The organism is Saprospiraceae bacterium (genome assembly GCA_026129545.1).
In the GTDB taxonomy this organism is placed as follows: domain Bacteria; phylum Bacteroidota; class Bacteroidia; order Chitinophagales; family Saprospiraceae; genus M3007.
Window position 1 is genome coordinate 2,814,875 of sequence record JAHCHX010000001.1, and the last position, 26,730, is coordinate 2,841,604.

At 51.6% G+C, this 26,730-nt stretch carries 23 protein-coding genes and 2 tRNA genes; 11 read left to right on the forward strand and 14 right to left on the reverse strand.

Going from position 1 to position 26,730, the window contains the following annotated elements:
* Positions 1-35: 35 nt before the first annotated feature.
* From KIS77_10825 to secA, 6 genes are all read right to left on the reverse strand, one after another.
* Positions 36-866: an elongation factor Ts gene (locus KIS77_10825; GenBank protein ID MCW5922831.1), complete on the reverse strand. Its 831-nt coding sequence runs from the start codon at positions 864-866 to the stop codon at positions 36-38.
* A gap of 178 nt (positions 867-1,044) precedes the next feature.
* Positions 1,045-1,770: a 30S ribosomal protein S2 gene (rpsB, locus tag KIS77_10830; GenBank protein ID MCW5922832.1), complete on the reverse strand. Its 726-nt coding sequence runs from the start codon at positions 1,768-1,770 to the stop codon at positions 1,045-1,047.
* A 114-nt stretch (positions 1,771-1,884) separates the two neighbouring features.
* Positions 1,885-2,271 (reverse strand): 30S ribosomal protein S9, encoded by a 387-nt coding sequence (rpsI, locus tag KIS77_10835; protein ID MCW5922833.1) that lies wholly within the window; start codon positions 2,269-2,271, stop codon positions 1,885-1,887.
* A gap of 120 nt (positions 2,272-2,391) precedes the next feature.
* Positions 2,392-2,835, reverse strand: coding sequence for a 50S ribosomal protein L13 (rplM, locus tag KIS77_10840; GenBank protein ID MCW5922834.1), 444 nt, complete (start codon positions 2,833-2,835; stop codon positions 2,392-2,394).
* 317 nt (positions 2,836-3,152) lie between these two features.
* Positions 3,153-4,532, reverse strand: coding sequence for a histidine kinase (locus KIS77_10845; GenBank protein MCW5922835.1), 1,380 nt, complete (start codon positions 4,530-4,532; stop codon positions 3,153-3,155).
* 73 nt (positions 4,533-4,605) lie between these two features.
* A complete protein-coding gene (secA, locus tag KIS77_10850) occupies positions 4,606-7,953 on the reverse strand; it encodes a preprotein translocase subunit SecA (GenBank protein MCW5922836.1) in 3,348 nt (1,115 codons plus the stop codon).
* 475 nt (positions 7,954-8,428) lie between these two features.
* Here secA and KIS77_10855 point away from each other — a divergent pair, with 475 nt between their 5' ends.
* Entirely contained in the window at positions 8,429-9,142 is a 714-nt protein-coding gene (locus KIS77_10855; GenBank protein ID MCW5922837.1) for an NRDE family protein, read from the forward strand.
* Between the two features lie 181 nt (positions 9,143-9,323).
* Positions 9,324-9,629 (forward strand): T9SS type A sorting domain-containing protein, encoded by a 306-nt coding sequence (locus KIS77_10860; protein ID MCW5922838.1) that lies wholly within the window; start codon positions 9,324-9,326, stop codon positions 9,627-9,629.
* A 154-nt stretch (positions 9,630-9,783) separates the two neighbouring features.
* Here the strand turns inward: KIS77_10860 and KIS77_10865 are convergent, their stop codons facing one another.
* The 3 genes from KIS77_10865 to KIS77_10875 form a co-directional block, all read right to left on the reverse strand.
* Entirely contained in the window at positions 9,784-10,860 is a 1,077-nt protein-coding gene (locus KIS77_10865; protein MCW5922839.1) for a copper resistance protein NlpE N-terminal domain-containing protein, read from the reverse strand.
* A gap of 94 nt (positions 10,861-10,954) precedes the next feature.
* Positions 10,955-11,875 (reverse strand): hydroxymethylbilane synthase, encoded by a 921-nt coding sequence (gene hemC / locus KIS77_10870; protein MCW5922840.1) that lies wholly within the window; start codon positions 11,873-11,875, stop codon positions 10,955-10,957.
* 112 nt (positions 11,876-11,987) lie between these two features.
* Positions 11,988-12,800: a hypothetical protein gene (locus KIS77_10875; protein MCW5922841.1), complete on the reverse strand. Its 813-nt coding sequence runs from the start codon at positions 12,798-12,800 to the stop codon at positions 11,988-11,990.
* 173 nt (positions 12,801-12,973) lie between these two features.
* Here KIS77_10875 and KIS77_10880 point away from each other — a divergent pair.
* Both KIS77_10880 and lpxK read left to right on the forward strand, forming a co-directional pair.
* A tRNA-Phe gene (locus tag KIS77_10880) sits at positions 12,974-13,046 on the forward strand.
* Positions 13,047-13,143: 97 nt separating this feature from the next.
* Positions 13,144-14,211: a tetraacyldisaccharide 4'-kinase gene (lpxK, locus tag KIS77_10885; protein ID MCW5922842.1), complete on the forward strand. Its 1,068-nt coding sequence runs from the start codon at positions 13,144-13,146 to the stop codon at positions 14,209-14,211.
* On the opposite strand, the gene KIS77_10890 is transcribed toward lpxK, so the two are convergent.
* Positions 14,208-15,299 carry an arginase family protein gene (locus KIS77_10890; protein ID MCW5922843.1) on the reverse strand — a complete coding sequence of 364 codons (1,092 nt, stop codon included), beginning with the start codon at positions 15,297-15,299 and terminating at the stop codon, positions 14,208-14,210. The genes lpxK and KIS77_10890 overlap by 4 nt on opposite strands.
* A 184-nt stretch (positions 15,300-15,483) precedes the next feature.
* On the opposite strand from KIS77_10890, the gene KIS77_10895 reads away from it, so the two are divergent.
* The 4 genes from KIS77_10895 (at position 15,484) to KIS77_10910 (ending at position 20,260) form a co-directional block, all read left to right on the forward strand.
* Positions 15,484-16,719, forward strand: coding sequence for a Glu/Leu/Phe/Val dehydrogenase (locus KIS77_10895; protein MCW5922844.1), 1,236 nt, complete (start codon positions 15,484-15,486; stop codon positions 16,717-16,719).
* Positions 16,720-16,849: 130 nt separating this feature from the next.
* Positions 16,850-18,316, forward strand: a complete 1,467-nt coding sequence (locus KIS77_10900; protein ID MCW5922845.1) for an OmpA family protein — start codon at positions 16,850-16,852, stop codon at positions 18,314-18,316.
* Between the two features lie 98 nt (positions 18,317-18,414).
* A complete protein-coding gene (locus tag KIS77_10905) occupies positions 18,415-19,440 on the forward strand; it encodes a flippase-like domain-containing protein (protein MCW5922846.1) in 1,026 nt (341 codons plus the stop codon).
* The gene (locus KIS77_10910) at positions 19,430-20,260 is read left to right on the forward strand and encodes a DUF3108 domain-containing protein (protein ID MCW5922847.1); all 831 of its coding nucleotides are present in this window, start codon (positions 19,430-19,432) and stop codon (positions 20,258-20,260) included. The genes KIS77_10905 and KIS77_10910 overlap by 11 nt, the downstream gene beginning before the upstream one ends.
* Positions 20,261-20,335: 75 nt before the next feature.
* Here the strand turns inward: KIS77_10910 and KIS77_10915 are convergent.
* Positions 20,336-20,412: transfer RNA gene (locus tag KIS77_10915), tRNA-Ile, on the reverse strand.
* Between the two features lie 79 nt (positions 20,413-20,491).
* Here KIS77_10915 and KIS77_10920 point away from each other — a divergent pair.
* Positions 20,492-21,355: a fructosamine kinase family protein gene (locus tag KIS77_10920; GenBank protein MCW5922848.1), complete on the forward strand. Its 864-nt coding sequence runs from the start codon at positions 20,492-20,494 to the stop codon at positions 21,353-21,355.
* 208 nt (positions 21,356-21,563) lie between these two features.
* Here KIS77_10920 and KIS77_10925 read toward each other — a convergent pair whose 3' ends face one another.
* The 3 genes from KIS77_10925 to KIS77_10935 all read right to left on the reverse strand — a co-directional run bounded on the left by KIS77_10925 (position 21,564) and on the right by KIS77_10935 (position 23,844).
* Positions 21,564-22,595: a hypothetical protein gene (locus KIS77_10925; GenBank protein MCW5922849.1), complete on the reverse strand. Its 1,032-nt coding sequence runs from the start codon at positions 22,593-22,595 to the stop codon at positions 21,564-21,566.
* 112 nt (positions 22,596-22,707) lie between these two features.
* Positions 22,708-22,920, reverse strand: a complete 213-nt coding sequence (locus KIS77_10930; GenBank protein ID MCW5922850.1) for a hypothetical protein — start codon at positions 22,918-22,920, stop codon at positions 22,708-22,710.
* A gap of 12 nt (positions 22,921-22,932) precedes the next feature.
* Positions 22,933-23,844, reverse strand: a complete 912-nt coding sequence (locus tag KIS77_10935) for a helix-turn-helix transcriptional regulator (protein MCW5922851.1) — start codon at positions 23,842-23,844, stop codon at positions 22,933-22,935.
* Between the two features lie 224 nt (positions 23,845-24,068).
* Here KIS77_10935 and KIS77_10940 point away from each other — a divergent pair, with 224 nt between their 5' ends.
* Together KIS77_10940 and KIS77_10945 are read left to right on the forward strand one after the other, a co-directional pair.
* A complete protein-coding gene (locus KIS77_10940) occupies positions 24,069-25,499 on the forward strand; it encodes a DUF4440 domain-containing protein (protein MCW5922852.1) in 1,431 nt (476 codons plus the stop codon).
* Between the two features lie 96 nt (positions 25,500-25,595).
* Positions 25,596-26,609: an alpha/beta fold hydrolase gene (locus KIS77_10945; protein ID MCW5922853.1), complete on the forward strand. Its 1,014-nt coding sequence runs from the start codon at positions 25,596-25,598 to the stop codon at positions 26,607-26,609.
* Positions 26,610-26,730: the final 121 nt, after the last annotated feature.

Sequence of the window (26,730 nt, forward strand, 5' to 3'; positions counted from 1 at the left end):
GGGTGGCTCATGTTTTTATTCGCAAAAAGACGCGTTTAGAGCGAGATGTGCTTGAAGGATTGCACCGTCAAATCTTTGTTCAGAGATTTCAGGTACTGGTCAACGGTTTCGCCCGCGCCCTTCACATATTTTTGGCTCAGCAATGTGCTTTCTTGGTAGAATTTGTTGAGACGGCCCAATGCGATTTTCTCGAGCATATCTTCGGCTTTGCCTTCGTTGCGAGCGAGTTCTTTGCCGATTTCGATTTCTTTTTCCACGATTTTCGGGTCAATGTCGTCTTTGCCGACCGACACCGGGTTCATCGCGGCAATTTGCATGGCAACGTTGCGGCCAGCTTCGTCCTGACCGGCAAGGCTGAGTGCGACCAACACGGAACGTTTGTTGTTCGAGTGATTGTAGGTAAGCACGGCAGGTGCCTCGATGCGCTCGTAGCGGCTAAGCTCGATTTTTTCGCCGACGATACCGTTTTGCTCTCCCACTTTTTCGCCGATGGTGACACCGCCCTCAAAGGGAAGGGCCAGCAGTTCGTCAAGCGAGGCGGGAAACTTTTCGAGCGCGATGTCGGCAATTTTATTGGTCAGTGCGATGAAGTTGTCGTTGCGTGCCACGAAGTCGGTTTCGCAGTTGAGCGCCACGACCACGCCGCGTGTTTGGCTGTCGTTGGTCTTGGCGACCACCACGCCTTCTTTGGCTTCTCTATCTTCACGCTTGGCGGCTTTGGCTATGCCTTTTTTGCGAAGCCAGTCCTGAGCGTTCTCAAAATCGCCGCCAGCTTCTTCAAGGGCTTTTTTGCAATCCATCATGCCAGCTCCGGTGATTTCACGAAGTTTTTGAATGTCGGCGACCGCTATTTTTACCGTTTCCATATTATTTGTCAAAAAATGATTGTTGAGTGATTGATGGTTGAACACGCAAAGGTATTTGCCCTGCGCGAGGCTTGGTTTCTTTCGGGATTAAGGAATAATGAAATGAGAGGCGCGGGGAGGTCGTTTGGAAGAACAGTCGAATGGCTCGATGTTGTTGCAAGACCTAAAAGCCTTCAAATCATGCTTCTGCGACTTCTTTTTCCTCACTCTTGACGGCTTTGCGTTCTTCCAGGCCTTCACGAATCGCCTCGGTCAGATAGTTCGTCACGAAAGCGATGGCTTTGGAAGCGTCGTCGTTGCTGGGGATTGGGAAATCCACCAAGGTCGGGTCGGAGTTGGTGTCCACCATGCCAAAAGTCTTGACACCCAATTTGCGGGCTTCGGCCAAGGCGAGGTGTTCGTGGTGGATGTCCACGATGAACACTGCCGAGGGCAGGCGGTTGAGTTGCTCGATACCGCCAAAGTGTTTGACCATTTTGGCGTGTTCGCGGCTGAGCGTGAGGCGTTCTTTTTTGGTGATGCTGGTGAGGGTGGTGTCGGCCAACATACGCTCGATGCCCTGCATTTTTTTCACCGACTTGCGGATGGTGGCGAAGTTGGTCATCAGGCCGCCGAGCCAACGCTCGGTGACGAAAGGCATCCCGACGCTTTCAGCGGCTTTCTGCACGATGTCGCGAGCCTGTTTCTTGGTGGCGACGAACATGATTTTCTTGCCGCTCTTGGCCATTGCTTTCATAGCGATGGCGGCGCGTTCGAGCATGTCAGCCGTGCGGTTCAGGTCAATGATGTGGATGCCTTTGTGTTCCATGAAGATGTAAGGAGTCATCTTCGGGTTCCACTTTTTACGCAGGTGGCCGAAGTGGCAGCCTGCATCGAGCAATTCTTTATAGGTGGGCTTTTGCATTGTTCAAAAGCAAGTTTTTAAATGTTGATGTGTTGAATCGTTGATGTGCCAGCTTGGAATTGTTGGAGTATTGAGACAAAAACAACGGGCCAACAATCGCCAATCAGCAAATAATCAGCGTTTGGAGAACTGGAAGCGTTTGCGCGCTTTTGGCTTGCCGTACTTCTTGCGTTCGACGGCGCGGCTGTCGCGGGTAAGGAACTTCTTGGCTTTGAGTGGCTTGCGGAACTCTTCGTTGAGCTTCACCAAAGCGCGGCTCACACCCATCCGGACGGCCTCGGCTTGACCCTTGTAGCCACCGCCGCGCACGTTCACTTTGAGGTCGTAGATGTTTTCGGCTCCCACCACCACGAAGGGGTCTTTCACGTTGTGCTGGACGTGGATTTGGGGAAAGTACTCGCGGTAATCTTTGCCGTTCACCGTGATGTTGCCCTCCCCTTTCATTAGATAGACGCGAGCGACAGCTGTTTTACGACGCCCGACAGCATTTATCATTTCCATAATTCTGAATGTGACAATGTTGATAATGAGATAATTTGACGATGAAATGAATTTGGCAACTGGCGCGAAGACAACCTCGTTTGTCAGTCTTCATGTTGCCGGGTTCATCTCATGCTCAAATCAAAATTGGATTGCCTCTGGTTTTTGGGCAGCGTGCGGATGCTCGTTGCCAGTGTACACAAAGAGTTTCTTTATCATCGCGTTGCCCAGTTTGGTTTTGGGCAGCATGCCCTTCACGGCGCGTTCGATGATGCGCTCGGGGTGTTTTTGCAGCATTTCCTCGGCGAGGGTGATTTTCAAGCCGCCGGGGTGATGGGAGTAGTTTTTGTACTCTTTTTGTGCCCATTTTTGACCCGTGAAACGCACTTTGTCGGCGTTAATCACGATGACGTAGTCGCCCGTGTCGGCGTGTGGCGTGAAAGTCGGCTTGTTTTTGCCGCGCAGGATGGAGGCAATGTGGGCGCACAAGCGGCCTGTTGCTTGATTGGTGGCATCCACGACGTACCACTTGCGCTCTGCTTGTTCCGCACTGACGGATTTGGTCCGATAGCTCAGCGTATCCATTTATGAGAAATTGTTGATGTGTTGAACGGTTGATTCATTGGCGGGACTATTCTTTCGGATGCTGGAAAATAAACGGAAAAACAGCACCCAAACAAACTCCCTTCCACCCCCTTTTTTCAAAGAGGCCGCAAATGTAGAGCTCCCTTGTGGGCTGTGCAAGGGATTGTCAAACTTTTTCCACTTGATTTTTCATAACAAGTTGAAAATTAGGGAAATTTTTGACCGAATAAAATTTCACAACGACGACAAAACGGGTGGCGGTGAAATTCAAAAGGGTGGGACGATGTGTTGGCGGTCTGGCGGGGGGATGGTTTTGTTCAAAACTCCAAAACAAACCGCGCACCGCCACCTGATGAGGAGCTGGCCCGAATGTCGCCCCCGTGCAGCTGCATGATTTGACGCGAAATGCTGAGGCCGACACCTGTGCCGGTAGGCTTGGTGGTGAAGAACGGGATGAAAATTTCTTCCAGCAGTTCGGGTGGTATGCCGGGGCCTGTGTCCTCTACTTCGATGAAGGGGCGGCCTTTGGTATCGGCGCTGGCGCGGAGCACGATACGCTGCTCGCCTTCTGACTGGCTGTGATTGGCCTCTTGTTCGGATAGAGGTGGGTTGGCTCGTTGTTGGGTAATCGCCTCGCAGGCGTTTTTGACTAAATTGAGCAACACCATTTCCAATTGACCGGCATCGGCTCGCAATTGAAGGTTTTCGGGGTGGGTTGAGGTTTCGATGTGGATGCTTGTGTTTTTGTCGTCGGCCACCATCATGGCGACCACGCGGTCGAGCAGGCTTTTTGCCGAGATATCGGCCAGTCGTGGTTGAGGGATGGATGTGTAACTTCGGTAGGCTTCCACAAATTGGACCAAGCCCCGGCTTCGGGCGGCCACTACCTCGAGGGCTTCGGCGAGGTCGCCGGCGGCGGGGTGGTTGGGCATATCGTGCTCGACGATGTCTTGCGCCGTTTCCACCAATGAGACAATGGGCGTGACGGAATTCATGATTTCGTGGCGAAGCACGCGGGTTAGGTTGCGCCAAGCGTCCACTTCCTTCCGTTGGAGCTCAGGGTGTATGTTTTGGAGTGTGAGCAGGCGGACCGCGCGGCCTTGCAGGTTGACGCTCACGCCTTGCACCGAGAGCTGTTGGCCTGTTTCGGGCTGATATAGTATTTTCCCTTTGGTGTTGAGTTTTTGGACAAATTGCGCCAGCGATTTGTGTCGCTCTGGCAGGTCGTTGAGGTGGTGCAAGCGATACACGCCGAGTAGCTGCAACGCGGCGTTGTTGCTGATAAGCACATTCATGTGCGTATCGAAAGCAAGCAGCCCTGTGCTGAGGTGTTGGACTATGGTGTTCAAAAACAGCAGGTTGGCCTCTTTTTCAGCCCTCGTCTGGCGGAAGGCTTCGAGTACTTCGTTGAATTGCCTGTTGACTTCCGCAAACGAATCACCCTTTTCTTTTCCCGAGGAAAAGCGAATGGCAAAGTCGGAATATCGCACACTTTCGAAGAAACGAGCGAGGCGGCGGTTGGTGTCGTTGACATATCGAAAGAGGCTGAAGGCCGCTACTAAGGCTGCAAGTGCCGATAGGGCGAAGGGCAAAAACCAGCCTTTCTCTTGCTGCGCGATGAAGAAGGCCGCCCCTGCGATAAGCAGCGTCAGGAGGGCAACGCGCCAAGCCAAAACGACGGGATACGAGCGGAACATTGGTATATGTGACGAAAACAAAAAAGCCTGCAAATCGAAATTCGCAGGCTGAAAATAATATCTTCTCAGGAAATCATTTCCCGTGACAATGTTTGTACTTCTTGCCGCTGCCGCAAGGGCAGGGGTCGTTGCGGCCCACCACTTTTTCTCGCACGATGGGTTGCACGCGCTGCACGGGGCCGTTGTGCCCGGCTGATATGGCCGCTCGCTGGGCAGCCTGCTGCGTTTCTGTCATTTGTTGGCCAGCGTTCACGCGGAGGCGGCTTGACTGGGCGCGGCGTTGGGCTTCGGCGCGTTCTTGGGCAGCCTGTTGTTGGCGCATTTGCTGCTCGTCGGGCAGGGCGAGCGAGCCTTTTAGGAGGAAAGAGGTCACGTTGGCGTTGATGTGACCTATCAAGCCTTCAAACAGGTTGTAGGCTTCCATTTTGTAAATGACGAGTGGGTCTTTTTGCTCGAAAGATGCGCCTTGCACGGATTCTTTTAGGTCGTCAATGTTGCGCAGATGTTCCTTCCAAGCGTCGTCAATGAGGGCAAGGGTGGCCACTTTTTCCACGTCGTGCATGATAGTTTTGCCTTCCGACTTGATGGCTTGCTCCATGTCGGCACTGATGTTCAACCCCATGCTGCCATCGGTGAAGGGAACGACGATGCGTTTGTAGCGGTGTCCTTCGCGGGCATACACATCTTGTATGATGGGTAAAAGACGTTCGCCGACTTGTTTGGATTTGTGTTCGTACAAGTCGAACACTTGTTGCTGGAAAGTGGCTGTCACGGTGCCAACTGGTGCCGATTTGAACCAAGTGGGGTCCATCTCCGGGTCAACCCCGATGAGGCGGATGCTATCCAGTCGGAAGGTTTCAAAGTCGCCGCTTTCCCGATGCACCTGCACCAGTTCGGAGGTGATGGCCACAAAAGCATTGTTGATGTCCACTGCCAAGCGGTCGCCAAAGAGGGCATTGCGCCGCTTTTTGTAAATCGCTTCGCGCTGGATGTTCATCACGTCATCGTATTCGAGTAGGCGCTTGCGAATGCCGAAGTTGTTTTCCTCCACTTTTTTCTGCGCGCGCTCGATGCTATTCGTGACCATCGAGTGCTGAATCACATCGCCTTCCTTGTGCCCCATTTTGTCCATCAGCCCGGCGATGCGGTCGCTTTGAAAGAGGCGCATCAGCTGGTCTTCGAGCGAGACGTAGAACTGGGAGGAGCCGGGGTCGCCTTGACGACCGGCTCGACCGCGCAACTGACGGTCCACCCGGCGGCTTTCGTGGCGCTCGGTGCCGACAATGGCGAGGCCGCCCGCTTCTTTCACGCCGGGGCCGAGTTTGATGTCTGTGCCGCGACCTGCCATGTTGGTGGCAATCGTCACTTTTCCGGCCAAACCCGCTTCTGCCACGATTTCTGCTTCGCGTTGGTGTTGCTTGGCATTCAGCACATTGTGGTCAATGCCGCGCATTTTCAACATTCTGGACAACAGCTCAGAAATCTCGACTGAGGTGGTGCCGACCAAGATGGGGCGGCCAGCGTCGCGCAGTTTCACAATATCGTCAATGACGGCATTGTACTTTTCACGAGCCGTTTTATAGACCAAATCTTCCTCGTCTTTTCGGGTAATGGGGCGGTTGGTCGGGATGACCACCACGTCAAGTTTGTAAATATCCCACAGCTCTTTGGCTTCTGTTTCGGCGGTGCCGGTCATGCCCGCGAGCTTGTGGTACATACGAAAGTAATTCTGGAGCGTGACGGTAGCATAAGTTTGCGTGATTTCACCCACTTTCACATTTTCCTTCGCCTCGATGGCTTGGTGCAATCCGTCAGAATAACGGCGCCCTTCCATGACGCGCCCCGTTTGCTCGTCCACTATTTTCACCTCGCCTTCCAACACGATGTACTCATTGTCTTTTTCAAAAAGGGCATACGCCTTGAGCAATTGGTGAATGGCGTGGATGCGGCGGCTTTTTATGCCGTAGTCCTGCGACAACCGCTCCTTGGCTTCCACTTTTTCATCGTGGCCCAAAAAGGGGTCGCGGTCAATTTTCACCAGTTCCTCGCCGATGTCTGGCATCACGAAAAAGTTGGGGTCGTTGTTGAAGCGTGAGAGGAATTCGACTCCTCTATCGGTGAGCTCGACGTTGCGGTTTTTTTCGTCTATGTGAAACAACAACTCGGCATCCACCTCTGGCATTCGCTTGCTATTCTCTTGCAAATAGACGTTTTCAGTTTTTTGCAAGAGTACTTTTATGCCTTCCTCGCTGAGGAATTTTACCAAAGCGCGGCTTTTAGGCAGTGCGCGGTGCGCTCGCAGCAGGGCTAAGCCGCCGCCGCCTGCCTCTGCGCTTAGGTTGCCTGCCGAAATGGACTTGCGTGCCTCATTCAAAAACTGCGAGGCCAATTTTGTCTGTTCCTCCACGAGCCTTTTCACGGCGGGATTGAGCTCGACGTACTCTTGGTCTTCAGCGCCGCGAGTGACTGGCCCCGATATGATAAGGGGAGTACGCGCATCGTCAATCAGCACCGAGTCAACCTCGTCCACGATGGCGTAGTGGTGCTTGCGCTGCACCAACTCTTCCGGTGAAATCACCATGTTGTCGCGCAAATAATCGAAGCCAAATTCGGAGTTGGTGCCAAAGGTGATGTCGCAGCGGTAAGCCTCGATGCGTTCGCGGCTGTGCGGGCGATACTTGTCAATGCAATCTACCGTGAGGAGCAGGAATTCGTAAATAGGCCCTACCCATTCTGAGTCGCGCCGGGCGAGGTAGTCGTTCACCGTGACGACGTGCACGCCTTCTCCTCCCACGCCATTGAGGTAGGCGGGCAGCGTGCCGACGAGGGTCTTGCCTTCACCGGTCGCCATCTCGGCGATTTTGCCATCGTGGAGCACCATGCCACCGATGAGCTGCACGTCGTAGTGAACCATGTTCCACACGATGTCGCCACCCGCAGCGGTCCATTTGTTTTTCCAGATGGCTTTGTCACCTTCTATGGCGATGTAGCTTTTGCCAGGTTTGGCAGCCAGATTGCGGTCGTGGTCGGTGGCCGTGACCGTCAAGGTTTCGTTTTGGGTAAAGCGCCGGCTGGTTTCTTTCACCACCGCAAACGCCTCTGGCAAAATGTCGAGCAAGATATCTTCAAGGGCCTTGTCGCGGTCTTTGCGCAGTTCATCCACCTCTTTGAAGAGGCGCTCTTTCTCGTTGAAATCTTCGACATCGAGGGCTTGCTGGTTGACCGAGACAATTTCGGCATCAATGTCTTTGAGATGTTCGCGGATGCGCTCACGAAATTCGAGGGTTTTCGAGCGAAGTTCGTCGTTGGAGAGATGCTGATATTGCTCGAAGTAATTATTGATTTCGGCGACGGCGGCCAAATATTGCTTGAGGTCGCGGTCTTGTTTACTGCCGATTATTTTTTTTAAAAAGCCAAACATTTTTTGTCGTGGTTAGTCCCTGTGTTGGGGGGATGGGTTGTGCCAAAAACGGCGCAAAGATACGCTTTCAGCTTACGCGGAAAGGCGAAGCTCATCACATTTCATTCCATCTGTTGGGAAAACGTTTTTTTTGACAAAATGGCAGGAGTATGTTCTGAAAATGGCAGCGTGACGACGCAACCAATCCAATTCGATTGCTCAAACATCTTTGCTTGGCAAAAACCGGGCTTGCGAAAAAATGCCCATTTAAAATGCTTGAAAATCAGAGATTTATACCTTTATTCGCTGGGATTTGTCAGATTATCATGATTGATGCCTTTGATTCTGCGCAGATTGCGCTTTCGACTATGTTGAAAATTGGCGGCACGCGGTATGCCAATTCAATTTGTCAATCAAGGCAATCTCGCAAATCATATTCATCCGGGCATATCTTTTTCATCCGGGCATATCTTTGTCTCAAAATTATTCGTGCCCAATGTGCACTGTCACTTTTTTCCCCAATACTTCGGGGTATATCCTCACCCACAATCGAGACGAAGCGCCCAGCCGCTCTCCACAGCATATCTCTGTGGAAAAAACGGGGGGGCGAACGCTCATTTACCCGCGTGACACAAAGGCAGGTGGGGCTTGGGTGGCTGCCTCGAACAGCGGCCTGACGGCTTGCCTGCTCAATGGCGCTTTTTTGAGGCACCACCACAACCCACCCTACCGCCGCAGCCGGGGACTGCTCTTGCTCGATTTCTTTGAATGGGAGCGCCCCGACGATTTTTTTCAACACTACGACCTCGACGGCATCGAGCCTTTTACCTTTCTGTTTTTTCAAAAAAACATAATCACGGAATTGCGCTGGGATGGCTCGCAGCGTCATCTGAAAAATCTACCGCCCGACTGGGCGCATTTTTGGTGCTCGGCCACGCTCTACCCGCCTGAGATGCAAGCAAGAAGAGAACAAGTGTTCCGCGAATGGCTCGCAAAAAACCCCAACCCTATGCCCTCCGCCCTCTACCGCCTCCACCTGACTGGCAGCGTCGGCGACCCCGAAAACGATTATGTGATGAATCGGGGCGGGCGGGTACGCACGGTCAGCCTCACGCAGGTCGTCGCAAGGCAAAATTTTTCGGAAATGCGATATTTCGATTTATTGGACGGTTTGAAGGATAAGCGGCGGTTGATGACGAACAAACGGTAGGAAAACCCGATTTAACGCCTGTATCTATTGTGCCTGTGGGGTTAATTTTTTGTCAATGTGCCGAACTTTGTTTTGGCGGCTTGGTTTTTTCACCATAATTTGCGCCAACTTAATCAGTCTCACACCAATTGTTCATTTTTAAGCTTCCCAGTGAAGTCTCCTTAATCTTCATAATCTGCTTATGAAAAAAATCCTACTCTTATTCGCCTTCGTGTTGGTAGGTGTGGCGCTTCGCGCTCAAAGCAACTCGAGACCCGATCTTTCCATCTATCCCAATCCCGTTACCGAGTTCATTTCTGTTCAAGACAAAAACGATGTCGTTGGCTTCCTTGTCGTCTATAATTTGGTGGGCAAAAAAGTCAAGGAATTTGAGTTTGCCAAAGGCGAACAGTATTCGGTGGCCGAATTGCCCAAAGGAATGTATCTGGTGCAAATCCTCGACCGTAACCGACGCAATCTCACCACGCAAAAAATAGAAAAACGTTGATGTATTTCAACTGACTTGATTCGGCCTGTTTGGCTAGCCGCTCTTCATTTGAAAGGTCTTGGCCTGCCTTGCTCGTTCATGGGAGTATTTAAGAGAAAATCTCCGCCACGCTTGTCGCGTGGCGGAGATTTTCTTTTGCGAGACAATACATCCGTTACAAACCGTACACCAACACAGGCTTCCCGTCAGTGAGCAACGTCAATTCCGTGTCTGTTAGCTTATGGTCCGTCACTCCAAACAGGGCTTTGACGTAGTCGGCTGCGCCATTGCCGGGGCAAGCCATCATGGTAGAGGGGCCGGGCGAGAAAGTGGTTTTGCCGCCGTCCATCGTAATTTTTCCGTTGATGGTGTTGCAGCCATCAGTGCCAGAGTAGCGCCCTTGGGTAGCATCAATCTGAAGCACGGGCCTCCCTCTCATGAACGCAGCCGAGTCGGGCGCGGCACCGTTGATGCTTTTCAACGTCCAGAGGCTCCCCAAAGACCCCGCGAGATAGACACCGCAGCCTTTGTATTCCTTATTGCCTGACTTCACGGTGACAGAGTATTCGTACTGGTTGTCGCTCATGCCGTCGTTGCAAGCTTCCTTGCGGATGGCGACGTTGAGCGTTCCTTTGTCGGTCTTGGCCTCATATACCAGATTGCCGCCCGACCAGTTTTTGGCATTCACGGCAGGGGCGTTGATGGTGTCGCCTCCTAACACATTGAACTGCATTGACTTTTCAAAGTCAATATCGAGCGCCCAGAATGGCTCTGTCCCCATGCCAATGAAGTTGATGCCAGCCTCTTTTTTCTTGGCGTGGGGCGATGGGGGCGGAGCAAAGCCTTCTCGATATAGAATGTATCTGTCGGCCAAGGCTCCCGTGATTTTGTTGCCCTGCTGGTCGAGCATCGTGATTTGATTTTCACCCACTTCGAACTGGTTCATGCCCTCTGGCGGGGTCATGTCCAACTTTATTTTGTCGTCGGCGGAATAAGACCATTTCCCGGAAGAAGAAAATGGGTCGGTGCTCTTCCCCTTGTAAATCATAGAGGCGGTGTAAGTGAAGTCGGGATTGAGAGTCACCGTGTACTCGATGCCCTCGCAATCGGCGCAGGGGGTGATGCCCATGTATTTCCCCGCAAGTTTTTGAGCTTTTGCGGCTTGTGCGGGGTCAACTTTTGAGGATTGGGAACACGCCGCCAAAAGGAGAGCAAATGCGGCAAAAGGCAAGATTCTTTTGAAAGTGGCCATAAATTCGATTGTTCGTTTTGTGATAAAATATGGTTGCCAATTTCTTGGAAACAAGACAATCAAATTTGAGTTCGGACGGCACCTGAAAAAACATTCAAGCGGGGCCATTTTTCAGTTCAGTGACCAATTTTTCAGCCATGCCATAATGTGTGCTCGACGACAACCGTACCCGACGCATGGCGCCGCCGATGTCGCAGGCCGCGAAGGCATGGAAATGCCCTGCCTCGTCGCGTTCGCAGTAGGCCCCCAATGGCAATTGGCAGCCGCCTTCGAGCATTTGCAGCACCCTGCGTTCCACATTGGTGCAGGCAGAAATCTCCGGGTGATGAATCTTTCTTAAAATATGGCGCGTGGTGGTGTCGTCGCGATTGGTTTGCCACGCCAATACGCCTTGAGCTGGCGCTGGCACAAACTCGCGTGGATTGAGCTCGACCAAAATGAAGCCGGACAGGTCGAGATGCAATCGTGTCACGCCGGCGGCTGCCAGAAAAATGGCATCGAAATCGCCGCCTCGCAATTTTTCGAGGCGGGTTGGCACATTGCCACGGATGTCTTGAAGCCGCACATCGGGCCTAAAATCAAGGAGTTGCGCCTTTCTGCGGTTGGCAGATGTGCCCACTACGGCATTTTTTGCAAGCTTGAAAATAGCGCCTTCCGACACCGCGTCTGCACGAACGATAAGCCAATCCGCGGGGTTCTCTCGATACGAAACAGCAGTGATGACCAGCCCCTCAGGCTGACTGGTAGGCAAATCCTTCATGGAATGTACCGCGACATCAATCTCGCCGCGCAGCAGCGCCTCCTCTATTTCTTTCGTAAAAAAACCCTTGCCTTCCAGCTTGTCGAAACTCAGATGCTGCACCAAGTCTCCTTGTGTTTTTATGATGACCAATTCGCTTTCCACGCCGACGCGAGCCAGCTCTGAACGAGTAAACTCGGCCTGCCAAAGCGCGAGCTTGCTGCCGCGTGTGCCTATTTTTAGAGGAGAGGAATGGGTTGAGTGGTGAGAAGGCATAGTTGATGTCCGACTGATTTGGATTTGAAAAGGTTGCAGCAACAACCCGCCCATTTCACTAAGCAAGGTTAAGGTGTGTCAGCTAGGTCAGCACTGCAAAGGTGCGAAAATCTCAGCCGAAAATGCGCTGGAACGTCGCTGCCTCGTCAGGGAAAACAGACTGAAACGATGCCGGGAATGAGAAATAATGATGGATTGCAACCGGGAGCGCATCCACTCCCGCGATGCCAATGACCGATTCGATATGTTGACGCGGCATTTTGCTTGCAGTCTCCAGTTTTTCCCATACATCCGATTCTGAAAAAGGCGGGTACGGCTCGTCGGGGTAGGAGAGCGCATAAGCTTTGGCGTATTCGTGCAGCGCCACGTTGTACCAATTCTGGGGTTCGGCAAAAGCACGCATCACCTGTTCTGCCGAGAAAAGCAGACAGCCATCAGGCGCATATAGTTCGGAAGCATGGTCGTAAGGGTATTCCGGCGTGGCGAACGGGCGGGGAAACACGACGACCTTTTCAAATTTTTCCAACAAAAACTTTTCGCGTCGGAACGTCAGCATCACGGACGGTATGGCAAGCGCGAATTGGACATCGGGAGGCACGGATTCATCCTCAAAAGCCATTGGTTCCCAATCGGTGCCCATGCGGGTCAACACGATACGGTCCCGAAATTTCTTCTTGTCGGGCGCCGAGAGTTTCTGATAAAAACCAGAAAAACGCTCCAACAGGCCAATGAGGCTTGGTTCTAATTGTGGCGGGCGACGGCTATACCACCACCAGTTTATCTGCGGGGCAAAAATATAGATGACGGCTGCCGACACCACGAAAGGAATCATCCATACTGCATAGTTCGCATCGCGTTCCCAAGCCAGATATAGCAGCAGCAGCGTGGCAAGAACAAAAGGAGCAGCTAAGTAATTGGAAAACATGGTGGTGGAAACGTTGGTAAAGTGATGTGGGCCATGGTTGTTTCAACGCCAAATGTCCAACGCTCAACGTCTATTATCCAACGCTATTGAGGCATTTTTTAAAAAATCGCAAATACCTCTTTCGCATTTGCGAAAAGTCGTTTTATCTTTGCCCCCGCTTTTCCAAGCAGGCTGGTGCCTTAGCTCAGATGGTAGAGCAATGGACTGAAAATCCATGTGTCCCCAGTTCGATTCTGGGAGGTACCACTTAAAAGTCCCGAGGGTTGTTTGCCTTCGGGATTTTTCTTTTGTCGCCGATTCAACAAAAATCGCGCAGCATACCTATTCAACGAGCCGCTGTGATATGTCAGAAGATATCGTCATTCGCGTATTATTGCTCCCTCTCGCCTTGCTTTATGGGATAGGGGTGGGTATTCGCAACCTGCTCTATCGCGTAGGCGCTTTGCGCAGTGTTCGGTTCGACCTCCCGGTCATTTCCATCGGGAATCTGTCAATGGGCGGGGCTGGCAAATCGCCGCATATCGAGTATATGTTGCGTTGGCTCGACCAATACATCAACGTCGCGGTGCTGAGCCGAGGCTATGGGCGCAAGACTTATGGTTTTTTGCCGGTGACGGTGATTGACAACGCCGAAAGGGTGGGCGACGAGCCGCTTCAATTCAAGCGAAAGTTTCCCCAAATCCCCATCGGGGTCAGTGAAAGCAGGGCCTTGGGCGTGCCTGAGCTAGTGCGCCGCAATCCAGAAATACAATGCGTGCTTCTCGACGACGCTTTTCAGCATCTCGCCGTCACTCCGGCTTTGAATATCCTGCTCACCGAATTCAGCCGCCCTTTCACCCGTGATTGGCTCCTTCCCGCGGGGCGGCTGCGCGAATGGCGGCACGGATACCGCCGTGCGGATATCATTATCGTCACGAAATGCCCTCCAGACCTCTCGCCCCACCAGCGTTATGAGTTTATGATGGAAATTGACCCTTACCCGCGTCAGCACATTTATTTTACACGCTACCAATATGGGCAGCCTTACGGTTTGTTCAGCCCCGAAGTGCGTCGCCCGCTCGACCTCGACACACATATATTATTGGTGAGTGCCATCGCCAACACGGACTATTTGCTACAATATCTGCAAAACCAAACAGGCTCGGTGCAAACGATGGAATTCGAGGACCACCACTATTTCGACGAAACGGACTTGAACGACATCCTGCGCCGGTTCGACGCGCTACCCTATCGCAACAAAGTCATCTTGACGACCGAAAAAGACGCGACACGGCTTGAGCTCCACGAGGCTTTTTTGCGTGAAAGCCGTGCGCCCATTTTCGTGTTGCCCGTCGAGGTAGTGTTCTGCGACAACGATGCGGACAATTTTCAGTCGGAAGTGAAACAGTTGCTGTTGGATTTCAAAACCTAGCCGAACCGCTGCAAGGCTTGCATGAGCCGCTCGGGCAAATCTTCCCTACAAGCCTGTTGATAATCCTGATAAGAGCAAGGCACCAACCGATGACGCTCCAATTTTTTCTTGCTCGCTACTGGCACTTGCATCCACCACCGTCCGCTTTTCGAGCTTTTCCAAAAGGTAAGTTGATAGTTCAGCTGCCTGAACGCGACGATGTACTCAGTAAGGCCCGTCTTCGATGTCGGAAAGTCGTTTTTCCTGCCGAAGAAGCCTTCCAAAAAATACCAAACCATTTGCGCGGCCACCTGCGCGGTCTGTGCGTCGCGGTCGAGTTCGGGGCGATAGCCATAAATGCCGAAAGAGGTCAACTTGTCGCTCATGCCCGCATATCTGCACAGTTGGCAAGCTTCTTCCGCAAAATATCCGGATGGAGAAGCAGATGTCACGCCGGGGGCTTCGCTTTGCTTGAGGGCCCCCAAGTGAAAAGCCAACAAGTCGGCATCGCGCAGCACTGGTTCTGTCTCTTCTATGGCTGCTCTTGATTTGCCAAGTCGTACCGCGTCAAAATTGTGTTGGGTTAAAAATTGGGAGAGTTCCGGCAGGGTCTGGTGTGCCTGAAAGCCAACAAGACCAAAATTGAAGAGCAGCGGGTGGACGGGGGAGAGCAAAGGCGTGTAAACCTCGTCTTTGCCACCCAATCGAAATCGCTCATCCACAACGGCCATGTTGACCAATGCCTTGGCATCCTGATAGGCAAAAAACTGAGCACGAGCCATTTCGTCCTTACTTGCGACGACGATGGGCAATACTTTTCCCAACAGCAATTCATAGAGTACCGGAATGAGCAGCGAAGCCTCTGCCTTTCTCAAATTGCCGAGGTCGGCCACCGTGCCTTTGGGAAATGGGCAGGCGGTGCGGTAAAGGTTTTCGCGCACGACATTTGCTTCTTTTTCCCCCACGCCTACCAATGCGACCTTCACTTTCTTCAGGTCAGGCAGTTGGTCCCGAAAAACGAGTATGTTTTTCCCAAAATGCGTCGCCGAAAGCGAGTCCGCGGATTTAATAAAGGATGCCGAAAGGGGTTTGAGCCAGTTTTGCAACATTGTGAGCGTAGGTAAGACGGCGCCAAGACACCGCTCGTTTTTTTGCCGAAAAGTAAACAGTTTTTATCAACGGCTTTTCCGATTGCTTTTTCTCTACTTTTGCGCCGCCAAATCAGGCCAATCCAAAATTAGCCCAACCGATGCCCATTATTCCCCCATAAAAAACTGAACACCACCACACTACATGGAAGAACTGCTAAACAAGTACAAAGCCAAGACCCCCGAAATCGTTTTTGAATGGCACGACACTGAGACAGATGCAGCTGGCTGGATAGTCATCAATTCACTCCGCAACGGCGCGGCAGGCGGCGGCACCCGAATGCGCAAAGGGTTGACCCGCGAAGAAGTCATCTCGCTTGCCAAAGTGATGGAAATAAAATTCAGCGTGTGCGGGCCGGCGATAGGTGGTGCCAAAAGCGGCATCAATTTCGACCCCGCCGACCCTCGGCGTTGGGCGGTACTGGGTCGCTGGTATCGTGCCGTCCTTCCGCTGCTCAAATCATACTACGGGACGGGTGGCGACCTCAACGTGGACGAAATCAAAGACGTGGTGCCCATCACGGAGGCACTTGGCCTCTGGCACCCGCAGGAGGGCATCGTGAAAGGTCACTTGAAGCCCACGGAAGGCCAGCAAATCAACATTATAGGCCAACTGCGTTATGGCTGCACCAAGATTGTGGAAGACGCTGACTTCGTGCCTGAAGGCGGCACCGTCAAACACGCCGTGGCTGACCTCATCACGGGCTACGGAGTAGCCGAATCGGTGCGTCATTTTTATGACCTTTACCACCACACAACGCCATCGGGCAAGACGGCCATCATACAAGGTTGGGGCAACGTCGCTTCTGCGGCAGCTTGCTACTTGGCAAAAGAAGGGGCGAAAATCATCGGTATCATTGACCGGGAAGGGGGCATATTGGCCCCTGATGGCCTGACATTGGAACAGGTCAAGCACCTTTTCAATGCTAAATTGGGCAACAAACTCAATGCGGACAACTTGCTGCCATTCGATGAAGCGAATGAAAAAATCTGGAAAATGGGTGCCGATATTTTCATTCCCGGTGCCGCTTCCAAGCTAGTGACCCGTGCTCAAGTGGACGACCTTTTGAATGGCAGCGTGGAGGTGATTGCGTGTGGTGCCAATGTGCCGTTTGTGGACGACGAGGTGTTTTTTGGGCCTACCGCCCGATATGCCGACGAACACACGGGCGTGATTCCTGACTTCATTGCCAACTGTGGCATGGCGCGGGTTTTTGCTTACCTGATGCAGCCCGACGCGGCCATGACAGACCAAGCCATTTTCGGCGACACTTCAAGCACCATCCGCCGTGCATTGGAAGAAACATTAAAAATAAATGCCGTTCCCCTTCAAATTTCCACCAACGCTCTATCTTTGGCGCTAAGAAAATTGGGGGTTTAGTGCCTCTTTTTCAAAAACTTGTGGGAACTTGCGCCCGATTTTCCCGAAAAACCCTTCAATGCTGAACATTTTTTTCCAAAAACAATTACGAAACTGTTAACATTCATTCATTCAAAAAAGCAGTGACCCTATGACGGTTAGAAAATTATTCTCTGCTCTCCTTTTTGCTCTTGTTTCCTTCGCGCTTAGCGCACAGGAATCCACTCCGACGGGCACTTACCGCTCGTTCTCCCCTGCCGATCAATGGGAATTGGGGGTGGACTTGGGCTTACCCTTCATTGTTGGCGACATTGATGCCAAATTCCCCGGCATCGGTGCAGGCTTGCATGTGCGCAAGTCCCTCGACCACCTTTTCTCTCTTCGTTTCAACGGAAATTATTTTTCCACCAAAAATGAAGAGGGCATACGCACTTCCGAGAACACTTGGCTTTCGGGCAGTGGGCAAGTTGTCGTGGCTGTCAACAATTTCCGCTTCAACAAGCCACACCGCAAGCTGCTCATCAACGTGTTTGCTGGTGTTGGCGTGAACAGCTACAGCACCGAGTTCACGAACATCCAACAAACGGATGGCTCTACATCGGGCAAAATCGAATCGAGCGCCACTGGCCACCTCGAACTGGGTGCAGGCTTGGCTTTCCGCGTTGGCCCACGGTTCAACATCGGTCTTGAGCACACTGTTTACTCCGTCTTCGGCGGCAGAGCAGACCTCCTTGATAGCGACGAGAACGTCGGTCGCCCGGTCACGACCTACCGTGACCTTCTCCAGTTTCCCCACCTTTCGCTCAACTTCAACTTGGGTGGCACAGACAAGAAAACTGGTCTGAAAAAATCCGAGCCGCTCTATTGGGCCAACCCGATGACGCAAATCGGCGATGCCATTGCAGCGTTGGAAGCACGCCCGGTGTACGACCCGACCGACACGGATGGCGACGGCATCATTGACGCTATTGACCAAGAAATCAATAGCCCAGCAGGTGCTCGCGTTGACACTCGTGGCGTGACGCTCGACAGCGATGGCGATAAAGTACCCGACTACAAAGACAAAGAACCTTTCTCGCCTCCCGGCTTCCCCGTGGATGCTGATGGTGTAGCCCAAGTGCCAAAATACACCACCGAGCCGGAAGTGAATCGCATCGTTGACGCGAAAATCGCAGCCATTAAGTTCCCGGAGCCAAAGACCAACGATTGGTTCTTCCCCAGCGTGAACTTTGCTGACAATAGCTACGCACTCCGCTTCAGTGAGTATGAGAAACTGTACCAAGTCGCTACTGTGCTCAAGCAAAACCCGAACATCAAGGTAGTGGCCGTTGGTCACACCGACCGTCGTGGTTCAGAGCGCCACAACAACGTTCTGTCTTACAACCGCGCCAAGGCTGCCATTGACTTTTTGGTAGCGCAGCATGGCATTGACCGCAGCCGCGTCATCCTCAACTGGGCTGGCGAAAGCAGCCCGGTGGTGCCAGTAAGCAGCTCGAGCTTGGCCAACCGCCGCGTGGAATTCCGCGTTGCCAAAGGCGAAACCGAAATGGCTCGCCCCGAAGGCCCGAACGCAGGCACGGGTGGCAAGATGCAAGGCAACAAAGACGCTGGCTTTTAATTCTCAAAAGTTTGCGTCAAGACATAGATGGGCAGTTCACTCTTGGGTGAATTGCCCATTTTTATTCCCCCCCAAAAAAACACACATCACTTCGCTCCATGTTTTCTTCCAATACGCGCAGCGTGGCGATGGGGAAACGCTCCGTTCAAAAACGTCTGCTCAATTTCTCATTCAAAGCGTTGGCGATGGCGTTGCCTGCGGCAGTATTGTACTTCGAACTGTCCAAGCGGGACAATCTGGGAGAAATCGCCGCTACTTTTTGGCTTCAGTTGGGCGATGCCAATGCGTGGTGGCTGATAGGCGCTGTCGGCTTGCTTCCATTCAATTGGTTGGCGGAAGTGCAAAAATGGCAACCACTCGTCGCCCGAACGGAGCCAATGACCCGATGGAAAGCATTACAAGCAGTGTTGGCAGGAATGAGTTTTGCCCTTTTCACGCCCAATCGGGTGGGCGAATACGGTGCCCGTATCTTGTTTGTTCGGCCAGAAAACCAATGGAAAGCACTATTGGCCAACATGGTAGGCAGCATGAGCCAATACTTGGTGCTGCTTTCGAGCGGAATATTGGGTGGCTTATGGTTTGCGGGGCAGGTGTTTGCATGGGATACTTCCTGGCAAGCGGGCTTGCTGGTTTTGTCGGCCTTGCCGCTCGCGGCGCTGTTTTATTTATTTTTTAACATTCGGCTTTTGCTGCCACTTGCCCGGCGGATTCCTTTTCTGAACCGGCTTCCCTCTTACTTGCGCGATGTTTATTTTCTCGAAAAAATCGAACGCACCACGTTGACCAACATACTTGTCTGGTCGGTGCTGCGCTACGCCATCTATTCGACGCAATACGTCCTTTTGCTGCATTTTTTTGGCGTTAACGTCGGCTTTTTAGCAGGGTATGCAGGCGTGGCAACGATATACCTGTTGCAAACGGTCGTGCCATTGCCAGCCTTGGCAGGCCTGTTGGTAAGGGGTAGCCTTGCCGTTTTCGCGTGGTCTCATTTTGGCGCAAACGAAATCAGTAGCCTGTCTGCAACCTTCGTTTTATGGATAATAAACCTAATTTTGCCCGCGTTACTCGGTACTTTTTCACTCGTTTCCGTCAATATCACCAAATCACTCGGATATGACGATTAAACCAATAGCACTCTTTCTCGGCCTTTCGCTCACTGCCTTCACGCCTCAAAGTCCCACTGTTCAAGGCAGTGGCCCAGAGCCTTGCGCCAACACTAACACGACCTTCCAGAACGGGGAAAAAATCACCTACAAAATTTACTACAACCTCAATTTTGTGTGGGTGCCTGCTGGCGAGGTCGTCTTCAAAATCTTCGACGAAGGCAATCAGTGGCATTATCAAGCCATTGGCTCCACCTATCCCTCTTATGAGTGGTTTTTCTCGGTGCGCGACGAATACAATTCTTGGGTGGACAAAAACACCTTGCTGCCCAATTATTCAGAGCGGAGCGTGAATGAAGGCAATTACCATATTTTTGAAAAAATTTCCTTCAATCAGCGCGACCGCAAGATGACCGTTTGGCGCTCCAAGAAAAAGGGCGAATCAGAAACAAAAACCGAGCACACGGTGCAAGATTGTGTGCACGACGTACTCTCCAGCCTTTATAATTTGCGCAACGTGGATTTTGCCAGCCAGCAACCGGGGTACGCTCTTCCATTCCGTATTTTCATGGACAAGGAAGAATTCCCACTGAAAATGAAGTACATGGGCAAGGAAGCAAAGAAGAAGGTTTATGGCATGGGCAAGTACGACACCATGAAATTTCAGCCGGATGTCATCGCTGGGGAGGTGTTCAAGGACGGTACAAAGATGACCGTATGGGTGTCAGACGATAAAAATCGCATCCCATTGTTGATAGAAACCCCCGTGTCTGTTGGCTCCGTGAAAATGGTCATAAAAGAATACTGGGGCTTAAAGTACGACTTCACCGCAAAACGGTAAGCAATGCTCCTGACGCGAAAAGGAATCGGCCTCCACTCTATTGAGCGGAGGCCGATTCGCATTTTTGCTGTGCTTTGGTGGGCCCGGCAGGAATTGAACCCGCGACCATCTGATTATGAGTCAGCCGCTCTAACCACCTGAGCTACGGGCCCTGACATTGTGTGTCCGAAAACGCGGCAAAGATAGATTTAATTCCAAAGTTGGGTACTCATTTTTTCAATCTACACCATTATGCTCCCTATCCCACTTCAATCGCATCTTCAGCAATTGTTGAACGCATCCCGGCTACACGCAAAACCACTTTCGGGGGGCGATATCCATCGGGCAGCCTTGATCGCAACCCACAATGGCGCGACTTTTTTCCTGAAATTCAACTCAGGGGAGCAGGCCCCTGAAATGTTCCGAACCGAAGCATTGGGACTAGCGTTGCTGGGCGCATCCAAAGTGATAGCAGTACCTAAGGTGTTAGGGCATGGCGCTGTGGAAGGATTCGCTTTTATCTTGCTCGAATACATCGCTCCGGGCCAACGCAATCGTCATTTTTGGGAGCATTTCGGCGAATCGTTGGCAGTATTGCACAGCACCACCTCCGCGCAATTTGGATTTGCACACGACAATTTCATCGGCTCCCTACCCCAATCAAACACCCGGCACGACACTTGGCCAGCCTTTTACACAGAACAACGCCTGCTGCCCCAAATGAAACTGGCTTGCCAACTTGAGCGCCTGAACACGGGCGACGAGCGACGTTTGGAGCAGCTATGCAAACGGCTTGAATCCATCTGCCCCCACGAGCCGCCCGCGCTCGTGCATGGCGACCTTTGGAGCGGCAATTTTCTTTGCAACGCGGAGAGCAAGCCCGTGCTGATTGACCCCGCCGCTTCCTTTTCGCACCGTGAGTTGGATTTGGCCATGAGCAGGTTATTTGGTGGCTTCGACCCTGTTTTTTATCAGAGCTATGCGGCGGCGTGGCCAATAGAGGCTGGTTTTGAGGAGCGAATAGGCATTTATCAGCTCTACTATTTGCTGGTTCACGTCAACCTTTTTGGTGGCGGGTATGTAGAGGAAGTGCGACAGGTGTTGCAGCGTTATTGATATTCGCTTGACATTCCTCTGGCCATCTCAGAACAAATAATTGTTGCCGCTGAAGCATCCCCGCCAAGAAAGGCAGGAGGTTTTTGGGGGTTGTGCAAAAAGCCTCAAAAGAGTGGGGCTTTTTTACACAACCCCAGCGAACAGTTGATGTCGCCACTTGCCAACAGCACACACAGCGAGAAAGGTATTTAGCCGATTCACGCATTTTTTAGCACCCGAACACCTGCACGGCAAAAACCATTTGCCCCGAAACGGCTAAATGAAACATCTCCTTTTCGTCGGTTCGAGGGCGCATGAGCTCCCATGTTTTGCCGCCGTCGGTGGAGCGGGAGATGCCAGCATCGGTGCTGCAAAAGAGGTATTTACCCGCTTGCACTATATCGTAAATATCACGAGCCAGCGAAAGCCCCTCGTCTATGCGCTGCCAAGTCTTGCCCTCGTCGGCAGAAGTGTAAAGCTTGTTCGGCTTGCCTTCCCGCCGTGTGCCGCCGTCGGTGACGGTGACGAAGCCACCCTCGATGCGTTTTGTTTTGAATGCCGAACCGTCGCTCGTCAGCACCCAATCCCAGTGTTCGCCGCCGTCGGTCGAGCGCATCAAGCCACTGTAGGAGCCGCAAATCAGCACATCGCCCGACACAGCGAAACTGTTGACCCCCTCGTCGGCAAAGATGTGTTTCCAACTCTTCCCGTCGTCGGCAGATTTGTAAATACCGCTTTCGCAGCCGACGAAAACTGTTCTGTCCGGGGTTTCCAAAATGGTGCGCACCGTTTTGTCTTCCAGTGCATTGTGCATGGGTGTCCATATACCCGTGCCCAGTATCCCTTTGAAAAAACCGTTCTGGTAACTGCTGGCATACAGCCCGCTCTGTCCGGGGAAGACATCGGTGACATTTTCGTCCAGAAAAGCCTCTTTTTCCCACACCCGGGCTACAAGGGCGGTGCTTCTGTGGTACAAACCGCTTCCAGAAGCCAAATAGATTTCGTTGCCGTCGGCAAAAACACGTCCGACCGGCAGCTTCTCGGGCAGCCCGTCGCTGACATCCTGCCAGCTCTGCCCCCCGTCTGTGGATTGAAAAATGATGTTTGCCGCCGTTGGCGGAGCCTTTTCTGAGCATTGCTGGTTGCCTAAGATGGACAGGAAAGCGAGGCTGGCCGCTACGGATTGGTTTTCTCCCTGATTCTGCTGACAGGAAACGAGGGACTGAAAGAAGAGCAAAAGAACGAGAATGTGAATTTGCATGACATTGTTTGTGTTTGGTGAAACAATGCAGCAAAAGTGTGGGTGGCACGGGTGTAAGCGGCTTTTTTGCGTGTAAAACGATGTAACGGATTTGTAAAAGTCATTTGGCGCGTCAAAACCCTTTGACGGCCTTTCTTTTGAATTTCTTCATTTTGCCACGAAAATCATGCTGCGGCACAGCAACTGGAATGTGTCGGAAATTTCGGATACGCTCGGTTTTACGAAAGTGACGCATTTCAATAATTTTTTCAAAAAGCATGTCGAAATCAGCTCCTTGAAATTCAGAAACGCATAGGCCAGATTCGACATTTTGAAAAGTTGTCAAATCTCCAATGTCTCAATTGGGCGTCCGATACGCACTCGGCGACATTCCGGTCTTCTGTTTGAACAGCCTGCTAAAGTGTTGCGGGTATTTAAACCCCAGTTCAAAAGCCACTTCGTTGATGGTTTTATTGGTGTCAAAAACCCTGTTCTTTGCGGTTTCGATGACTTTGTTTTGCACATATTCCTGCGCCGATTTGCCTGTTTCTTTTTTGATTAAATCGCCGAAATAATTGGCGGACAAGTTCAACTCACGGGCACAATACGCGACCGACGGCAAGCCGATTTCCTGTGGCTTGTCCGATGAAAAATAGGCATTGAGCAGTTCCTCGAATTTCTCCAGAATACCCCTGTTGGCGTTGTCCCTTGTGATAAACTGGCGGTCGTAAAAACGCTCGCAATAGTTCAGGAACAGTTCGATATTGGAGGCGATGAGCTTTTTACTGTGTTTGTCAACGGTTTGTTGCAACTCGAACGCGATGTTTGAAAAACAATCCATGACAATCTGTCTTTCCCTTTCCGACAAGTGTAGCGCCTCGTTCGTGTTGTAGCTGAAAAAGCCATAATCGCCGATACTTTTGGCAAGCGCAGTGCCCGGCAACAGGTCGGGATGGAACACTAGGGCGTGACCAACGGGCTGGTAGTTTTCGCCCGTGTTTTCCAATTCCATCACCTGCCCCGGCGCGGTGAAAACCAAAGTGCCCTCCTGATAGTCGTAGTAATTGCGCCCGTATTTCAGGTCGCCGCATTTTACCTCCTTCAAAAAAATGCAGTAAAAACCGTAGATAATTCTTATAGACTTTTCTCCGCCCCAGGACCTGGGGTTTGCCCTGGAGAAATCAATCACGCTCACCAAGGGATGCAACGTTTTGTGGTTGTTAAAAGCATTGTATTCGTTGACCGTATTGAAGTTGTAGGTGCGTACCATACGTCGGAATTGTTTTTTGAACAACAAAATTAGCCCTTTCCGGAAAAGCTTGACCGCCGGGGCAGCCCAACCAGTAAAATTGGTAGAAGATGCCGTAATCCATATACCATCTTTGAAGTAACACGCCAAGACCTTTGTGCTGTGAAGTCAATCTGCCCAAACCAAGTGGTACGGCAGGTTTGCAAATCCGCCGTACCACCCAAGTTAAATTAAACAAAGGAAAAATGAAAAAAATCACATCAATCGCACTGACAATATTGACGGTAATGGGCATTGTAAACGCTCAAAAAACGAATCAACAAAACCCTTGGACTTTGGTCTATGAGGGAGCCATTACCAAAAATGTAAAAGGCAAGGTCAATATCCACCCAGTCACCTATAAAATAAAGGATATTGCAATAGCGGCAAACGTTTATACCCCGCCGAATTTTGATGATACCCAAAAATATCCTGCAATTGTCATTGCACACCCCAACGGCGGCGTAAAAGAACAGGTTGCGGGTTTGTATGCGCAGCGTTTGGCGGAGCAGGGTTTTATCACCATCACGGCAGATGCGGCATACCAGGGCGGCAGCGGAGGCACGCCACGAAATGTAGACAAGCCGGCAAACCGCATTGAAGATATTTATGCCATGGGTGATTTTATAGCTCTATATCAAGGTGTTGACACTGCAAAGCTGGGGCTGCTCGGGATTTGTGGCGGCGGCGGTTATTCTTTAAAGGCAGCGCAGGCAGACAAACGGTTTAAAGCAATTGCGACGGTAAGTATGTTCAATTCAGGGGTGGTGCGGCGGAATGGTTTTATGAACTCACAAATAGCCACTATTGAGGAGCGTCTAAAGCAAGCGTCGGAGGCGCGGGCATTGGAAGCGGCCGGAGGCGAAACACTTTATGCCGCCGATGCCCAATGGACCGATGAGATGGCAGACAAAATGCCGTTTGATTTGTATCGTGAGGGCCACTATTACTACAATAGAACCCACGCCCATCCAAATTCCACCTTCAGGTACACCATGAGCAGTTTGCTGGATTTAATGGCTTGGGATGCAAGCACTAATATGGATTTGATTGACCAGTCCCTTTTAATGATTGCCGGAAGCAAAGCCGACACTTACTATATGACCGATGACGCATTTAGAAAAGCGACCAATGCAAAAAGCAAGGAATTGTTCCTAATAAATGGCGCAACGCACATCGAGACCTATTGGAAGCCGGAGTATGTTTCGCAGGCGGTGAATAAGTTGGTCAGCTTTTATCAGGCCAATCTTAAGAATGTTGAGCAGGAAATCATAGAACTTTCAAAGAATAAATGGCACTGGATGGCGGACAACGATGTGGATAAACTTGAACCGCTCTTCCACAAGCAATCGAAATTTGTCCACATGAGCGGAACATGGAACAAGGACAGGGAGCTCGAAATCATCAAAACCGGAAGTATTTGGTACAAAAAAGCCGATGTCCACGATGTGGCAGTGGAGATGATTGACGACACCGCCATACTCTGGAACCGCATCACGCTGCTGGCGGTGGTACGCGGCGAAGAGGTGTCGAATCAATTTACGGTTACCGAAATTTACAAAAAACAAGGGGGTGATTGGAAGTTGCTGGATTTGACATTCAGCAGTGTGCGAGACACCCATAGCATCCAACATTAGCAAAGAATTTTCAAAAACAAAAAAATGACAAACCGAAAAATAGGCTTCGTCCTTTTATCAATTACAGCCTCAATTCTTTTTGCTGCATGCGCATCCATGAAAGACAACACGGGCAACAGCCCGCTCACGATTCAGGAACAAGGCAGCTTCGCCGTAGGCGGCACGGTAATCGCCAACCCCGGAACATTCGACCCCTACAAGCCAACGCCCGATGGACAAACCTTCCGCGGCGACCATGCATATATTTTTTATCAAATTCCCGCGAAAGCCCGAAAACTGCCCCTGGTCATGTGGCATGGCATCGGTCAGTTTTCCAAAACCTGGGAAACTACGCCCGATGGAAGGGAGGGTTTTCAAAATATTTTCCTGCGCCGCCGCTTCGGCGTGTATCTCCTCGACCAACCCAGACGGGGCGATGCAGGCCGCAGCACGGTACCAGCCACCATCGCGCCTACGCCCGACGAACAACAATGGTTTGGCATCTTTCGGGTGGGTATATGGCCCAATTATTTTGACGGCGTACAATTCGCCCGCGACACCAACACGCTGAACCAATATTTCCGGTCCATGACGCCCAATATTGGACCTATCGACATAAATGTGACGACGGATGCCGCTTCGGCGCTGTTTGATAAAATTGGCCCCGCCATTCTTGTCACCCATTCTCACTCAGGTGGAATGGGATGGATCACCGCCGTTAAAAATCAAAACGTAAAGGCGATTGTGTCTTATGAGCCGGGAAGCGGCTTTCTGTTCCCGGAAGGGGAAGTGCCTGCGCCGATGCCCAGTTCCGGCGGTACGCTCGAAGCAGTGGCAGTGCCGATGTCGGATTTTATGAAACTCACCAAAATCCCCATCATCATCTACTACGGCGACAATATTCCCGAAAAACCCTCTCCCAACCCCGGCGCGGATGGATGGCGGGTGCGCCTTGCCATGGCGAGGTTGTGGCGGGATGCCGTCAATAAACATGGAGGCGACGTAACCGTCGTGCATCTGCCGGAACTCGGCATCCGGGGCAATACCCATTTCCCGTTTTCCGACTTGAATAACCTGCAAATCGCCGACCTGATGTCGAATTTTCTGAAGGAAAAAGGTTTGGATAAATAAGTGCTCTGCGAATTAAGTTTTTAAACACAGAGGCACGAAGTCATAGAGGTGTTTATTTACTGAAAATCAAAATGTTGAGTCTCCGTGCCTCTGTACCTCTGTGTTGGAGAATCTAAAACAC

What these genes read in the sequence shown, in the direction of transcription:
- KIS77_10845 (MCW5922835.1), bottom strand. Translation starts at nt 4,532, where the DNA reads ATGTTCCGCTCGTATCCCGTCGTTTTGGCTTGGCGCGTTGCCCTCCTG.
- KIS77_10890 (MCW5922843.1), bottom strand. Translation starts at nt 15,299, where the DNA reads ATGTTGCAAAACTGGCTCAAACCCCTTTCGGCATCCTTTATTAAATCC.
- KIS77_10855 (MCW5922837.1), top strand. Translation starts at nt 8,429, where the DNA reads ATGTGCACTGTCACTTTTTTCCCCAATACTTCGGGGTATATCCTCACC.
- KIS77_10925 (MCW5922849.1), bottom strand. Translation starts at nt 22,595, where the DNA reads ATGCAAATTCACATTCTCGTTCTTTTGCTCTTCTTTCAGTCCCTCGTT.
- KIS77_10905 (MCW5922846.1), top strand. Translation starts at nt 18,415, where the DNA reads ATGTTTTCTTCCAATACGCGCAGCGTGGCGATGGGGAAACGCTCCGTT.
- KIS77_10920 (MCW5922848.1), top strand. Translation starts at nt 20,492, where the DNA reads ATGCTCCCTATCCCACTTCAATCGCATCTTCAGCAATTGTTGAACGCA.
- secA (MCW5922836.1), bottom strand. Translation starts at nt 7,953, where the DNA reads ATGTTTGGCTTTTTAAAAAAAATAATCGGCAGTAAACAAGACCGCGAC.
- KIS77_10940 (MCW5922852.1), top strand. Translation starts at nt 24,069, where the DNA reads ATGAAAAAAATCACATCAATCGCACTGACAATATTGACGGTAATGGGC.
- KIS77_10945 (MCW5922853.1), top strand. Translation starts at nt 25,596, where the DNA reads ATGAAAGACAACACGGGCAACAGCCCGCTCACGATTCAGGAACAAGGC.
- KIS77_10875 (MCW5922841.1), bottom strand. Translation starts at nt 12,800, where the DNA reads ATGTTTTCCAATTACTTAGCTGCTCCTTTTGTTCTTGCCACGCTGCTG.
- rpsI (MCW5922833.1), bottom strand. Translation starts at nt 2,271, where the DNA reads ATGGAAATGATAAATGCTGTCGGGCGTCGTAAAACAGCTGTCGCTCGC.
- hemC (MCW5922840.1), bottom strand. Translation starts at nt 11,875, where the DNA reads ATGCCTTCTCACCACTCAACCCATTCCTCTCCTCTAAAAATAGGCACA.
- KIS77_10860 (MCW5922838.1), top strand. Translation starts at nt 9,324, where the DNA reads ATGAAAAAAATCCTACTCTTATTCGCCTTCGTGTTGGTAGGTGTGGCG.
- KIS77_10910 (MCW5922847.1), top strand. Translation starts at nt 19,430, where the DNA reads ATGACGATTAAACCAATAGCACTCTTTCTCGGCCTTTCGCTCACTGCC.
- rpsB (MCW5922832.1), bottom strand. Translation starts at nt 1,770, where the DNA reads ATGCAAAAGCCCACCTATAAAGAATTGCTCGATGCAGGCTGCCACTTC.
- KIS77_10900 (MCW5922845.1), top strand. Translation starts at nt 16,850, where the DNA reads ATGACGGTTAGAAAATTATTCTCTGCTCTCCTTTTTGCTCTTGTTTCC.
- KIS77_10865 (MCW5922839.1), bottom strand. Translation starts at nt 10,860, where the DNA reads ATGGCCACTTTCAAAAGAATCTTGCCTTTTGCCGCATTTGCTCTCCTT.
- rplM (MCW5922834.1), bottom strand. Translation starts at nt 2,835, where the DNA reads ATGGATACGCTGAGCTATCGGACCAAATCCGTCAGTGCGGAACAAGCA.
- KIS77_10895 (MCW5922844.1), top strand. Translation starts at nt 15,484, where the DNA reads ATGGAAGAACTGCTAAACAAGTACAAAGCCAAGACCCCCGAAATCGTT.
- lpxK (MCW5922842.1), top strand. Translation starts at nt 13,144, where the DNA reads ATGTCAGAAGATATCGTCATTCGCGTATTATTGCTCCCTCTCGCCTTG.
- KIS77_10825 (MCW5922831.1), bottom strand. Translation starts at nt 866, where the DNA reads ATGGAAACGGTAAAAATAGCGGTCGCCGACATTCAAAAACTTCGTGAA.
- KIS77_10935 (MCW5922851.1), bottom strand. Translation starts at nt 23,844, where the DNA reads ATGGTACGCACCTACAACTTCAATACGGTCAACGAATACAATGCTTTT.